General features: G+C 62.6%; 9 protein-coding genes. 7 read left to right on the top strand and 2 right to left on the bottom strand.

Annotated elements, in window-relative coordinates; all coding sequences use genetic code 11:
- The first annotated feature begins 77 nt into the window (after positions 1-77).
- Both HFO99_RS21780 and HFO99_RS21775 read left to right on the top strand, forming a co-directional pair.
- Positions 78-1,007 (top strand): substrate-binding domain-containing protein, encoded by a 930-nt coding sequence (locus tag HFO99_RS21780; RefSeq protein WP_222363530.1) that lies wholly within the window; start codon positions 78-80, stop codon positions 1,005-1,007.
- Between the two features lie 16 nt (positions 1,008-1,023).
- Entirely contained in the window at positions 1,024-3,168 is a 2,145-nt protein-coding gene (locus HFO99_RS21775) for a methyl-accepting chemotaxis protein (protein ID WP_222363528.1), read from the top strand.
- A 67-nt stretch (positions 3,169-3,235) separates the two neighbouring features.
- On the opposite strand, the gene HFO99_RS21770 is transcribed toward HFO99_RS21775, so the two are convergent.
- Together HFO99_RS21770 and HFO99_RS21765 are read right to left on the bottom strand one after the other, a co-directional pair.
- Positions 3,236-4,498 carry a DUF3422 domain-containing protein gene (locus HFO99_RS21770; protein ID WP_222247640.1) on the bottom strand — a complete coding sequence of 421 codons (1,263 nt, stop codon included), beginning with the start codon at positions 4,496-4,498 and terminating at the stop codon, positions 3,236-3,238.
- A 422-nt stretch (positions 4,499-4,920) separates the two neighbouring features.
- Positions 4,921-6,207, bottom strand: a complete 1,287-nt coding sequence (locus tag HFO99_RS21765; protein WP_222247642.1) for an ABC transporter substrate-binding protein — start codon at positions 6,205-6,207, stop codon at positions 4,921-4,923.
- A gap of 190 nt (positions 6,208-6,397) precedes the next feature.
- Here HFO99_RS21765 and HFO99_RS21760 point away from each other — a divergent pair, with 190 nt between their 5' ends.
- Genes HFO99_RS21760 through HFO99_RS21740 form a run of 5 tightly spaced genes read left to right on the top strand, consistent with a single transcriptional unit; the run spans position 6,398 to position 13,484 of the window.
- Positions 6,398-8,920 carry a hypothetical protein gene (locus tag HFO99_RS21760; protein ID WP_222363526.1) on the top strand — a complete coding sequence of 841 codons (2,523 nt, stop codon included), beginning with the start codon at positions 6,398-6,400 and terminating at the stop codon, positions 8,918-8,920.
- A 16-nt stretch (positions 8,921-8,936) separates the two neighbouring features.
- A complete protein-coding gene (locus tag HFO99_RS21755; protein WP_222247646.1) occupies positions 8,937-10,031 on the top strand; it encodes a glycoside hydrolase family 105 protein in 1,095 nt (364 codons plus the stop codon).
- Positions 10,028-11,392: a glycoside hydrolase family 28 protein gene (locus tag HFO99_RS21750; RefSeq protein ID WP_222363524.1), complete on the top strand. Its 1,365-nt coding sequence runs from the start codon at positions 10,028-10,030 to the stop codon at positions 11,390-11,392. Before HFO99_RS21755 ends, HFO99_RS21750 begins: the two co-directional genes overlap by 4 nt.
- On the top strand, positions 11,380-12,486 hold the full coding sequence (locus HFO99_RS21745) for an ABC transporter ATP-binding protein (RefSeq protein ID WP_222363523.1): 1,107 nt from the start codon (positions 11,380-11,382) through the stop codon (positions 12,484-12,486). Before HFO99_RS21750 ends, HFO99_RS21745 begins: the two co-directional genes overlap by 13 nt.
- Before the next feature lie 2 nt (positions 12,487-12,488).
- On the top strand, positions 12,489-13,484 hold the full coding sequence (locus HFO99_RS21740) for a carbohydrate ABC transporter permease (protein WP_222363521.1): 996 nt from the start codon (positions 12,489-12,491) through the stop codon (positions 13,482-13,484).
- The last annotated feature ends 1 nt before the right edge of the window (position 13,485 follow it).

Below are 13,485 nucleotides of genomic sequence, written 5' to 3'. Positions count from 1 at the left end.
TTTGGTTCCGGAAGAAAAGTAAAATTTAACCAAAATTTGAAATAACGCATTCATATCCGAATTGTGCAGGGGAATTCATGAAAACCGCCACGCTTGCATCCATCGCCTTGGCGATATCGATCTCTGCTGCCCATGCCCAGACGATCGGGGTTTCGATGTCCGGTCTCGACAAATTCAGGACGGCGCTTCTGAACGGCGTCGTCTCGCATGGGCAGACGATATCCGGCCTCAAGCTCGTCACCGAGAATGCCAATGGCGACAACGAGCTCCAGAAGCAGCAGGTGCAGAAACTCATTGCCGACAAGGTCGACGCGATCATCCTTGCCGTCTCCGATGGTGACCTCGGGCCGCAAATGACCAAGATGGCGGCAGATGCCGGCATTCCGCTGGTCTACATCAACAACATTCCTTCCAACCTGCTGGACCTGCCCGACAATCAGGTGGTGGTCGCCTCCAACGAGAAGGAATCCGGAACGCTGGAGACCAAGCAGGTCTGCGCGCTCCTTAAAGGCAAAGGCCGCGTCGTCGTGCTGATGGGCGAACCCTTCCACGCCGCCGCCCGTGCCCGCACCCAGGATATATCAGACGTCATCGCCACCCCGGATTGCAAGGGCCTTCAGATCGTCGAGCGGCAGGCGGCCTATTGGTCGAGCGATCATGCCGACCAGCAGATGCAGGAATGGCTGTCGGCCGGCGTCAAGTTCGATGCGGTCATCGCCAATAATGACGAGATGGCGCTCGGCGCGATCCGCGCCATGAAGAAGAACAATATCCCGATGAAGGACGTCGTCGTCGCCGGTGTAGACGCGACCGACGACGCGCTCGCCGCGATGGTGGCCGGAGATCTCGACGTGACCATTCTCCAGAGCGCCGTCGGACAGGGTGCCGCCGCTGTCGACGCCGCCACGAAGTTGATCCGCAAAGAGAAGGTGCCGCGCGAAAACAACGTTCCCTTCGAACTCGTCACACCTGAGAACATTGCCAGCTATCTGCCGAAGAGCCAGTGAGCACAAGAGGACTATGATGTTGCATTTCTGGAATAAATTCGGCATTCGCGCGCAGATCACCTCCGGCTTCGTGCCGCTGATCCTGTTGATGAGCCTGCTCACGGTCAGCGCGATCTCGGGCATGAACGGGCTCGCCTCGATCTTCGCCTCCTACCGCGCCACTGCCGGCCAAAGTCTCGCCATCTCCGACTACAGCGACCAGCTGCACGAGATTCAGATGTCGGCGGAAGCCTTCCGCTCGACGCCGACTCAGGCTGTGGTCGACAGCTTTCGCGCCGGCGTGAAGGCCTTCGAGGCGGACGATCCGCGTTTTGCGGGCAACAGGGACCTGCAGTCCGGCCTTGCGGCGATCCGTCAGGAGATCACCGCTTATGGCAAGGCTTTCGAACAGATCGTTTCCCTTCAGGCCCGGCGCGACATGCTGATCTCCAAGGTCACCGAATTCGGCCCCTGGACCAGCATCGCGCTCAACGACGTCGTGCGCAGCGCCTGGCGCCAGAACGACGTCGCCCTGCTGCAGATGACGGCGGCGACTTTGGAGGCCTTGAACCGCAGCCTCTATTTCTCCGAACGCTTCGTGCACTCCAACGATTTTGCCGCCTATGACACGGCGCAAGCAGCACTCGCCGAAGCGGTGGCGCTCAACGATGCTGCCGCCAAAGCCGCAAAGAACGAGCTGCAGAAGAAGCGCCTGATGGGCGCCGGCCAGTTGATGCAGAACTACACCGCCCGTCTTGGCGACATGAAGGACGTGCTGCAGGCTTCCGGCAATATCCGCCAGACGCAGTTGAATGTGCTGGCGCCGAAGATATCAGGTGAGTTCAAGGATCTGCAGGCGGCAGTGACCGGCGCGCAGAAGAACCTCGACGGTTCGGTCGACGCAACGGTTGCCTCCGCGACCAGCGCGACGCTGCTCATCAGCGGTCTCTTGATCGTCATCGGCCTCGTGCTTTCCTATTTCGTCGGCCGACTGATTTCCTCGGCGGTGCGCAACATGGCCCAGTCCATGGAGCAGCTTGCCCGCGGTGAGGAGGGGATCGTGATAACGGGCGTCGAACATCGCCACGAACTGGGGGCCATGGCGCGTTCGCTGAAGGTTTTCCAGGAAACGGGGCGCGCCAAGCTGATCGCGGAAGCCAATGCCGAACGCGCCCGCCTGGCGGCCGAAGAAGAGCGACTGCGCCAGGAGGCCGAGCGGCTCAGCGACGCGCAGGTGATGGAACATGCCTTCCGCCAGATCTCAGTCGGGCTGGACGCACTCTCGAAGGGCGACCTCACCGTCCGCGTCGGCGAAGTCGACCATCGCTATGTCAGGATCCGGGATCATTTCAACAATTCGGTTGCGAGCCTAGAAGAGGCGGTCGACGCCGTCATTCGCGCGGTCGCCACCATCCGGTCCGGCCTTGCGGAAATCTCCACCGCCTCCAACGATCTCGCCCGCCGCACCGAGCAGCAGGCAGCCTCGCTGGAGGAGACCGTCGCGGCGCTGGGTGAGGTGACCCGCGGCGTCAATGGAACTGCTGAGGGCGCAAGCCGCGCCCAGGGAGTCGTGGCGACCGCTCGCACCAATGCCGAAAAGGGCGGCGAGATCGTTGCCCGTGCCATCGATGCGATGACGGAAATTCAAAATTCATCGTCCAAGATCGGCAACATCATCAGCGTCATCGATGAGATCGCCTTCCAGACCAACCTGCTGGCGCTGAATGCCGGCGTGGAAGCGGCGCGGGCCGGCGAGGCAGGCAAGGGCTTTGCCGTCGTCGCCCAGGAAGTCCGCGAGCTGGCCCAGCGCTCCGCCAACGCGGCAAGGGAGATCAAGCAGCTGATCTCTACCTCCTCGGCGCAGGTCAAGACCGGCGTCCAGCTGGTGGGTGAATCCGGCCTCTCGCTCGAACAGATCGTCGAGCAGGTCACCGCCATGAATGCGACCGTGGCCGAGATCGCCGTTGCCGCCCGCGAACAGGCGACGAGCCTGCGCGAGGTCTCGGCCGCCGGCGACCAGATGGATAAGGTGACGCAGCAGAACGCCGCGATGGTCGAAGAGACCACGGCCGCCGCCCAGAGCTTGACGCATGAAACCGAAAGCCTTGCCGAGCTGCTGCGGCGCTTCAGGACGAGCAGCGGCCGGACATCGGAGCATCGGCATTACGCGTTGGCATCCTGACGTCCTGTCGATACGAGCAAACGCCGCCGCCCGAAAGGGCGGCGGCGAGCGCGTGTCTGGTATGGTGTCAATGGCTCCCGGATGGCGGAGCGTGCGGTGCGCCGGCAATGCTTTTGCGAACGTGACGAATTGCCGTCCAGACGGCGAAGAGCACGAGCGGGATGGCGCCGAGAACGGCGAGCTTCGCCATGTGCGGGTCGACGCCCAGTTCGGAAATGCTTTCCAGGCAGATCTTCGCCAGCCCGACGGTGTAGTAGGTGATGGCGATGACGGAGAAGCCTTCGACCGCCTGCTGGATATGCACCTGGATGCGCGCCCGCTCTTCCATCGAGGTCAGTAGCGACGCGTTCTGATCTTCGAGCTGAACCTGCACGGTCGTCCTGAGAAGGTCTCCGGCCAGGCTCACACGTTCGGCCAGTTCGTCGAGGCGGCGTTCGGCGGCTTCGACCGAGCGGACGGCTGGTTGAAACCGCCGGTCGATGAAGGTGCCGATCCTCTGGCGCTGCTCGACGCGCACCTCGCGAAGCTCCGACGTTCTGCTTGCGACGATCTCGGCATAGGCTTTCGTCGCGCCGAAGCGGTGGCGAGCGAGCGCTGAGAAGTTGAGCACATCCGACGAGAGCTTGGTGACCTCGGAAAGCAGGGCTTTGTCGACCTTGACCGCGTTTTGCATGTGCGCGATCAGCAGGTCGAGGCGACGGTCGAAGATGGAAAGCTTCGACACCGTCTCGCGTGCCATCGGCAACGCCAGCAACGCCATCATCCGGTATGTCTCGATCTCCAGGAAACGCCTGACCATGCGGCCGGTGCGATAGGCATTGAGGTTGCGGTTGAAAAACAGGAATTCCACGAAGCCGCTGTCGGTCAGGCGGAAGTTCGAATGCACTTCCGCGTCGCCGCCGCCGACTTGCGAGGCGACATCGTCGAGCCTCGGTTTTTCCGGACGCTGCCCGTCCTTCTCGTCGCGCACCAGCACCCGGACGGCTGCGATGACCTTCCCGTCGATCTGGCGGCAGCACGCCTGAAAGGCTTCCGGCGGGTTGCTGCCGGGTTCGGCCGATGCCGGAACGACGAAGGTCAGGGTCAGGAACTCGGTATGCGCCTCCCACTTCAGCCGGCCGTCGCCGATGCGGCCGATACCGTGGTTGCCCTCGCGGGTCGTGGAGACGTCTTCCAGTCCTGGCAGGGAATTGGGCATTTGAGGAGGGGCATTGTCGCCGACGATGGCGACATGCCACACATCCGTGTCGCCGTCGAAGTAAAGCGATGGCCGCGCGTGCAGCTCGTTGTGAAGTTCCCTTCGCAGCGGATGCTCGGAGCCCATCGGCATGGAAATGCACCTCTGTAGGGTAGGCAGCGCTGGATCGCCTGATGTAACCGGGTTGCCGGCATATGTGGTTTGACCATCGCGCCTGCGAGCCGGCGAAGGCTGACAACGGCTATAGCCTCTCCCGAGGCGTGTGTCACCATGCGTTCGCCAGCCTGTGCGGAGACTGCGCTTGCCTTCGCACTCGACCGTTGGTTCAGAGCAAACGCCAGGCAGCGAGGCTGCCGAGCAGTTGCACGCCGAGGCAGAGAACGGCGAGAGCGCCACCTTTCCTTGCGGCAGATGTAGCGTGGTTCAGATCATCGACAATTCGAAGATCGAAGTGTCGGAGAGGCCGGCAGGCAGAAGCAAAAAACGATCAGCCACGGCCCGTTGCGAGGCCGTGGCTGATGCAGCGCGCAATCTGTGGGAGACAGGCGCGGCCGTTACTTGTTGGCGGCGAGCGCCACGTTGACCTTGTCGACGTCGGCACTCATTGCCTTGAAGGTCTCGTCGAGGGAAAGCTCGCCGACAATCAACTGACTCATCCTCTGGACGATGAGCTGATAGATGGCGGAGGATCCCTTGAGGCGTTCCAGGTCCCGGGCTGCCTGCGGCACGCTATTGCGGCTTCCGAGGAAGACGGCCATCGCTTCCTTGGCATTCTTGCTTTCGAGCTTGTATTGCGGGTCCTTGATGTCGGCGCCCGTCAGGATGACGTAGTTTTCAGCGATTTCACGCTGGACCTTTTCAGAGCCGAGGAACTCGATAAACGCGGCCACGGCCTCCGGAGACTTGGTGCGCTTGAAGCCGACGATCGCGGTGCCGCCCGGCATCGCATAGCAACCGGCATCGCCACACGGCGCGCTGATCGCCGTCCAGTCGAAGGCGTCGCCGATCTTCTTCTGGAACGGATTGACCATCCAGTTGCCGGCGAGATAGGTCACAACGTTGCCGTTGACGAACTCGTCGCCCATGTTCTTGTACTGAGTTCCGCCGGCCGCCCCCCACATTTCCTTCGGGAAGGAGCCGTCCTTCGTCCAGCCGTAGAGATCCGTGACATAACGCTTGGCGGCATCGTCGGGGAAGAAGAACTTGCCGTCCTTGACGTAGTTCGAGCCGTAGGAGAATGCCGCGCCGGAAAAGCGGTGGCCCGAGCGATCCATCGTGAAGGGGATCTGAGCGCCGGTCGCCTTGGCGACGCGCGCCGAGGCTTCGACGATATCCTTCAACGTGGCGGTGGGCTTCGGAAGCGGTTCGCCGGCCTGTTCGAACAGCGTCTTGTTGACGAAGGGCAGGTTGAAGGTCTGCGAGGCGATATAGCCATTGATCGACTGCGGATCGTTGACGCCGGGGAAGCGAAGCGTGTTCAGGCTGTCGCCGTGCAGCTTGGCGAAACCGTCCGGGTCCTTCATGTAAGGACGCATGTCGAGGTAATAAGGCGCAAGCTGCCAGTCGGTGATCTTGGCGATGTCAGGGCCTTCGCCGACGGCAAGCTGTACTGGTAGCTGCTTGGCGACCGCATCGTAGCCCGACGAGACGAAATTGACCTTGACGTCGGGATGCGCCGTCTCGAATTCCTTGCTGAGCGCTTCCATCCGCTCGACGTAAGCCTGGTCGTCGTCGGTGAACAGAAAGGTGATCGTCTTGGTTTCCGCCATGGCCGCGCCGGCCCATGCGAAAGAAACGGTAGCCAGCGCCAGTGCGAGGGCTCCTGAGAGATAGGTTTTCATTTTCATCCTCCCATGAAAACATTTTCATCAATCGCGGCGTCAGCCATCGATGAATGAATTTCATATACTTGACATTCGTTCCGTCAAGCTGTTTTCTACGGCAATAGCGATGTTTTTGGGCAATTTGCAAAAATAGCGCGCACAAAGACCTAATGAAAATATTTTCATAGGATTGCGGAGGAGGCGGTCTGTGAAAACGGAATGCATCAAGCAGCGGGACGATATGGCGCCAGCCTACAGCGCGGCCGAGGGCCAGACGATCACGGCATGGGCCGTTTCCGGCCTCATCGCCAGCTATTTTCCCGGCGAGCCTGCGCCGGCCGAAGACCGCGTGAACTATCGTTTCATCAACGGTTTCGTCGATGTCGGCGACCTGCCCTGCCGCAAGGCCTTCTGGTCGACCATGGTCGGGCGGCCGCTACTGCCCGACACCGCCTGGCCGACCGAAAGCCTCAATCTTCCCGGCTCGAACCGCCGCGTCGAGTTCACCGGCTTCTGGCACGTGCCGACGCACCTCAGGCGATGGCTGAAGGGCACGTTCAGGACAGAGACCGCGCGAACGCTCAATCTCAGGCTGAAGACCTGCGGCGGCGTTCGCATATGGGTCAACGGACAGGAGGAAGTGCGCTTCGAACCCTTCAAGCGCAACGTCGAGAGCGCAACCGACATCAGCCTGCCGCTTAAAGCCGGCGACAACCAGATTCTCGTCCACACCGAAGACTTGGCTGAGCGTGACACGACGTGGTTCTTCGAGCTCGAGATGCTGGACGAGGAGCCGCTCTGCGTGCTGCTGCCCGTATCGCTGGACCAGGAAGAGGTCCGCGAGCTGGAAGCCCTTGCCCGTGGCGTGCGCCCGGCCCGCGACGTTTTCGTCAATCAGCCTCTGGAGATCATCTTCGGCACGGCGCCCGAGCGCGATCTGCCGGTGGAGCTCAAGGTCGTCGGCCATGGTCACGAGCGGCCCGTTCTCGCGCATTCCCGATTGACGCTCAAGGCCCATCAGAGCAGCCTCACGGCCGAAGACGTCTGCGGCATTGCGGACGGTTATCACGGCGTGCATATGACGATCGGCAGCGGCCCGGGTTCGGTCACGCGGGTCATCGATGCCGGCTTCATGAGCGGCATTTCGCCGTTGACATCGGAGACGTCGCTTGCCGCCCGCAAGCGGCAGGCGCTGGAATACAGCGCCCGCTTCGGCGCCAAGCGCGCCGGGCGGCTGATCGCGATGATGGAAACCGGTTATGACGACCAGGAAAGCTTCGACCGCATCGTCGATGCGACGCTTTCCTCCATCGACGCGCGGGAGGATTGCTCGGACTTCATCATGGTGCCGCTGTTGTGGCTGCTCGGCGCCTATGGCGACCGGATGCCCAAGGCCACGGTCGATCGCATCCGCCGCTCCGTTCTCTCTTATCGCTACTGGGTCGACGAGCCGGGCAATGATGCGATGTGGTTCTGGAGCGAGAACCATGTGCTCTGCTTCCATACCAGCCAGCTGCTGGCCGGACTTCTTCTGCCCGACGAGCTGTTCTCGGCCTCTGGGCGGACGGGACGGCAGCAGGCGGAACTTGCCGTCGGGCGCCTCGGGCGCTGGTTCGACAGCGTCGAGGCCCACGGGTTGGCGGAGTGGAATTCGGCCGCCTATTACCCGATCGATTTCATCGGCCTGCTTGCGCTGGAGCGCTGGGCCGAGAGCGAGATCGCTGATCGCGCCCGCGGCCAGATCGATCTCATCTTCCGCATGATCGCCCTCCATACGCTCGCCGGCGTTCCGGCAGGGTCGCAGGGGCGAGCCTACGACAAGGAACTGCGCGCCGGCCCGCTGACCGAGCTTGCGCCCTTCGCCCAGGTCGCCTTTGGAACCGGCTGGCTGAACAATGGTGTGGCGGCATTGACCATGTTCTGCGCAGGCGGCTACCAGCCGCCCGCCGAGCTGGCGGAGCTTGCGGCGCTCACCCGGGCAAGAAGCGTCGAGGCGCGTTACAGCCAGGGGCTCGAGAGCGGAAGACTCGTGCTGTTCAAGAACGAGGCAGCGCAGCTTTCGACGGTCGTCGATCACAAGACCGGCCAGAAGGGGCACCAGCAGCATGTCCTCGACATCAGGCTGGCCGGCCACCCGATGGCGAGGCTGTGGGTCAATCATCCCGGTGAGGACGATCCGTGGGGCAATCAGAGGCCATCCTATTGGGCCGGCAACGGCATCCTGCCGCGCGTTGCCCAGCATCGCGACGTCGCCCTGCTGATCGAGGACACAAGCGACGCACGGCACGCATGGACGCACGCCTATATCGGCCGCGACGGCCTGGACGATCTGATCGTCGAAGACAGGTGGCTCATCGCGCGATCGGGCAGGGGATTTTCCGCCCTCTGGGCGTCGAACGGCCTGGAGCTGATCACCGACGGCCCGACCGCCGGCCGCGAGGCGCGCTCCTACGGGCCGCTTGCCGCTTGGGCTGGTATCGTCGGATGCGGCAATAGCGAAGCCTTCAAGGCATTCATCGAACGCCTGCGCCAGACGACGGTTTCCTTCGATCCCGGGCTTCGGCGTCTCTCCCTGACACCGCCGGGGGGCCCGGCGATCTGCCTGTCCTATGTCGACGGTCTTTCGATCGGCGGCGAGGCGAGGCCCTTCACCCACGATCAGCCGCACCCGATCCTCACCCACGACAGTGCTGCCTCCGGTGTCGGCACTGACGGGCCTTTCTACTCCTGAAACATAGGTCCCCAGCATGAACACAACATCTGTCGATAACGCCGCCCTCCTGACGACGATCGATCGCGTGGCAACGGCGTTCAGCCGGCTCAGGGGCATCAAGGAAGGTCTCGTGACAGGAAGTTCCGCCTCCGGAATCCAGTTCGACGAATGGGACTGGGAAGTCGGCGTCGGCCTCTACGGCTTCCTGCGGCGCGCCATTTCCACCAATGATCAGAAAGCGCTGCAGGAGCTCGTCGCCTGGTATGCCGGCCAGATCGAACGCGGCCTGCCGCCGCGCCAGATCAACAGCACCGCTCCGATGCTGCCGCTTGCGATCCTCGTCCAGCATGTCGATCGTCCCGACTTTCGCGCTCTCGTCGAGGACTGGGCCGAATGGCTCGTCAAGGAGCTGCCCAAGACCGAGGATGGCGGCTTTCAGCACGTCGTCAAGGAGCGCCTCAACGACGGTGAATTGTGGGACGACACGCTGTTCATGGCCTGCCTGTTTCTCGCCCGGGCCGGCGTGCTCTGCGAGCGCAGCGAATGGATCGACGAGGCCGTCTATCAGTTCGTGATCCACACCCGCTACCTCTCCGATCCGGTCAGCGGGCTCTGGTATCACGGCTGGACCTTCAATGGGCGGCACAATTTCGCCAATGCCTTCTGGGCGCGCGGCAATGCCTGGATCACGGTCGCCATCCCCGAGCTCTTCGACCTCGTTCCGACGCTCGGCGAGAAGGACCGGCGTTTCCTGTCGAACGTTCTCGTCAGCCAGGTGCGCTCCTTGAAAGCATACCAGCGGCCGGACGGCATGTTCACGACGCTTCTGGACGATCCGTCCTCGCCGCTGGAAACCTCAGCCACGGCAGGCATTGCCTATGGCATATTGCGCGCCATCGATGCCGGCATTCTCGACAAGGACGACAGGGCCTATGCGGAGCGCGCGCTTGCGGCGGTGCTGGCGCAGATCGACGAAGAAGGTGTCGTCCACGGCGTCTCGGACGGCACGCCGATGGGCCATGACCTCGATTTCTACAGGCGCATCCCGAACGTGCCGACGCCTTATGGCCAGGCACTGACCATGCTGCTCCTGACGGAAGTCTTTCTCGAGAACGGCGAGCGGCAATGAGCCCCGTGTCCCTTGTCGCGATCGAGCCGGCGGAGGGCGACGACACGGTCCGCCTGCAGGCGGCCATCGACGGCGTGTCGGCTTCGGGCGGCGGACGCGTGGAGCTCAAGGCCGGCATCCATGTCTGCCGCGGGCTCCAGCTCAGATCCGGCGTCGACCTTCATCTGGCCGCCGGCGCGATCCTGCGTCCCGTTCCGGACTACGAGGCCTATGCGCATACGAGTGTTTCGGTGATCGCCGAAAAGTCGGACCGCGGCATGATCGTCGCCAAGGACGCACGGCGGATCAGCCTGACGGGGGCGGGGCGCATCGAAGCCGGTTGCGAGAGCTTCATTGTGGGAGACGACGAGACGGTGGGAACCTTCATCCCGGCCGAATTTCGTCCCCGTGTCGTGGTGTTCGAAGGCTGCGACGCGGTCGAGATCAGCTCCGTCCATATTTGCCGCTCGCCGATGTGGACGCTGCATTTCGTCAACTGCACGGATGTTGCGGTCAGGGACGTGACCATCGACAACGACCGCCGCCTTCCCAATACCGATGGCATCGTACTGGATGCCTGCCGCGGCGCCGTCATCGAGGACTGCCGGATATCGACGGCCGACGACGGCATATGCCTGAAGACCAGCATCGGTCCTGACCGTGTTGCCATCGGGCGATGCGAGAACATTCTTGTCCGCCGCTGTTCCGTTCAGAGCCTCAGCTGTGCGCTGAAGATCGGCACGGAAACGCATGGCGACGTCACCAACGTCGTGTTCGAGGATTGCAACGTCTCATCCTCCAACAGGGCGCTCGGCATATTTTCCCGCGACGGCGGCCGGATATCGAATGTGAGGTTTTCGAGAATTGCGGTGGAGTGCCGCGAGACCCCCGATGGTTTCTGGGGCTCGGGGGAGGCGCTGACGGTTAATGTCGTCGATCGTGTCGCGGAGCGCACGGCAGGCGCCATCGAAAATCTCATCGTCGAGGACATTACCGGCCGGATGGAGGGGGCGATCACGGTCATTTCGACCTCGTCGGCCGGTATCAGGAACGCACAGCTGGCGCGGATCGCCATCGATCAGCGGCCTGGGCAGCTCGGTACGGCGCTGTCCTACGACCTGCGTCCGACGAACGCGGACCTTTCCCCGAAAGCCGATGGCGGCGGTCGCGCCAACGCCTGGACCCGCGGGTCGGACGGCCGGGTGATCGGTCTTGAGCACTATCCGGGAGGAATGCCGGCCCTCTACGTGGCTGATGTCGCCGGGATCTTGATGAACGAGGTGCGGGTCACAAGACCGACACCGCTGCCGCAAGGCTGGAACAAAAACGATGCCGTCTTCGAAACGGCGGCACCTGATGGGAGTGGCGCATGGCAGAACTGAAACTTTCCAACGTCAACAAATCGTATGGCTCGGTCAAAGTCCTGCATGACGTCGAACTCGATATCAAGGACGGCGAGTTCGTGGTCTTTGTCGGTCCGTCGGGCTGCGGCAAGTCGACCCTGCTGCGCGTCATCGCCGGCCTCGAAGAGGTGACATCGGGCGCAATCGCGATCGGGAGCCGCGACGTCAGCGCGCTCTCGCCGGCCGAGCGCAAGATCGCGATGGTCTTCCAGTCCTACGCCCTTTATCCGCATATGAGCGTTCGCAAAAACCTCGCTTTTGGCCTGGAGAACCTGAAGTTCAAGCGCGCCGAGATCGAGGCGCGGATTGCCGAAGCCGCCAGGATGCTGGCGATCGAACCTTATCTGGACCGGCGCCCGAAGCAGCTTTCGGGCGGCCAGCGCCAACGCGTGGCGATCGGCCGGGCCATCGTGCGCGAACCGGACATTTTCCTGTTCGACGAACCGCTGTCCAATCTCGACGCCGCATTGCGCGTTCAGACCCGCGCCGAGATCACCAAGCTCCACCGCGAGATCAAGACGACGATGATCTATGTCACGCATGACCAGGTCGAGGCGATGACGATGGCCGACAAGATCGTCGTGCTGCGCGCCGGCCGGGTCGAGCAGGTCGGCGCGCCGCTGGACCTGTTCGATGGCCCCCGCAATCTCTTCGTCGCCGGTTTCCTCGGCTCGCCGCGCATGAACATCATCAAGGGCAAGGTATCAGGCGTCGGCGAAAGCGGCGTCACCGTCGATGTCGGCAACGGCGGCAGCATCGTCAGCGATGTCGACCTCGCCGGCATTGCGGTTGGACAAGCCGTTCTCGCCGGTATCCGGCCCGCGCATTTTTCACGTTCCAGCGAGCAGGGCCTGCCGTTCATCGTCCAGTATCACGAGGGCCTCGGGACCGAGACCTATGTCTACGGCAACCTTGCAGGTCGGGACGAGCAGATGATCATTCATGAGGCCGGCCATTTCGCGCCGGCGCCTGGTGATCACATCCTGATCGATGCCGCCCCGGGGCGGGTTCATTTGTTCGATCCCGAAAGCGGCCTGGCTTTTGCCCGGCGGCCCGGACAGGGGAGGCGCTGAACATGGCGGCGCTCAAGGCAGGTGCATTGCTGTCCCAGGCAGGGGAAACGGCGATGAGAGTGGTCGAAGCCCCGATAAACATGATCGAGCGCATCTTCGGCCGCAAGCGTATGCCATGGCTGTTCCTGGCGCCGAACCTCGTTCTGTTCGCTATCTTCACGTTCCTTCCGATCGCGATCGCGGTCGGTTACGCCTTTACCGGTGGTACAAACCTTTTCGTGTCGGAGCGTCCCTTCGTCGGCCTGGATAATTTCCGCACTCTGCTTTCCTGCGTCAATTATCTACAGCCGGGAACCTGCCAGGAATCACTGTTCTGGACGGCCGTCTGGAACACGCTCTGGTTCGTGGCCTTCAATGTCGTCGCCACATTGCTGGTGGCGCTGATCACGGCGCTGATCCTCAATCGGGCGATCGTCGCGCGGGGCTTCTTCAGGGCGATGTTCTTCTATCCCGTCCTGCTGTCTCCCGTCGTCATCGGTCTCATCTGGAAATGGTTCCTCGATCGCAACGGGCTCCTGAACGCCTTCTTCCAGATGATCGGCGTTCCCCCTGAGATCTTCCTGCTCGACGTCGGCTGGTCGCGCTTCTTCGTCGTCGCGGTATCGGTCTGGTTTCACATGGGTTTTTATACCCTGATCCTCCTCGCTGGCCTCCAGGCCATCCCGAAGGAGCTCTACGAGGCTGCCTCCATCGATGCCGCCTCGCCGCGCCGAACACTTTTCAGGATCACGCTTCCGTTGCTCGCTCCGAACCTCTTGGTCGTGTTCATTCTTTTGATGATCAAGTCCGTCCAGATCTTCGACGAGGCCTGGGTGCTGACCAATGGCGGCGGCCCCGGCACGGCCAACAGCTTCATCGTCCAATATATCTACCAGATGGCATTCGGCAGCGATCTTCGCCTCTTCGGACTGGCCTCCGCCGCATCGGTTCTCATGGGGCTGGTGCTTCTGGTTCTCACCCTCATACAGCTGCGCATCGGCAAGCGAATGGAGTCCTGAG

This window comes from Rhizobium leguminosarum (assembly GCF_019798305.1).
GTDB lineage: Bacteria > Pseudomonadota > Alphaproteobacteria > Rhizobiales > Rhizobiaceae > Rhizobium > Rhizobium leguminosarum_U.
This window is presented reverse-complemented; position numbering and strand designations above follow the sequence as displayed.

Excerpts from the sequence above, each read along its gene's own strand:
- HFO99_RS21745 (WP_222363523.1), top strand. The coding sequence starts at position 11,380 with ATGGCAGAACTGAAACTTTCCAACGTCAACAAATCGTATGGCTCGGTC.
- HFO99_RS21765 (WP_222247642.1), bottom strand. The coding sequence starts at position 6,207 with ATGAAAACCTATCTCTCAGGAGCCCTCGCACTGGCGCTGGCTACCGTT.
- HFO99_RS21740 (WP_222363521.1), top strand. The coding sequence starts at position 12,489 with ATGGCGGCGCTCAAGGCAGGTGCATTGCTGTCCCAGGCAGGGGAAACG.
- HFO99_RS21770 (WP_222247640.1), bottom strand. The coding sequence starts at position 4,498 with ATGCCGATGGGCTCCGAGCATCCGCTGCGAAGGGAACTTCACAACGAG.
- HFO99_RS21780 (WP_222363530.1), top strand. The coding sequence starts at position 78 with ATGAAAACCGCCACGCTTGCATCCATCGCCTTGGCGATATCGATCTCT.
- HFO99_RS21755 (WP_222247646.1), top strand. The coding sequence starts at position 8,937 with ATGAACACAACATCTGTCGATAACGCCGCCCTCCTGACGACGATCGAT.
- HFO99_RS21775 (WP_222363528.1), top strand. The coding sequence starts at position 1,024 with ATGTTGCATTTCTGGAATAAATTCGGCATTCGCGCGCAGATCACCTCC.
- HFO99_RS21750 (WP_222363524.1), top strand. The coding sequence starts at position 10,028 with ATGAGCCCCGTGTCCCTTGTCGCGATCGAGCCGGCGGAGGGCGACGAC.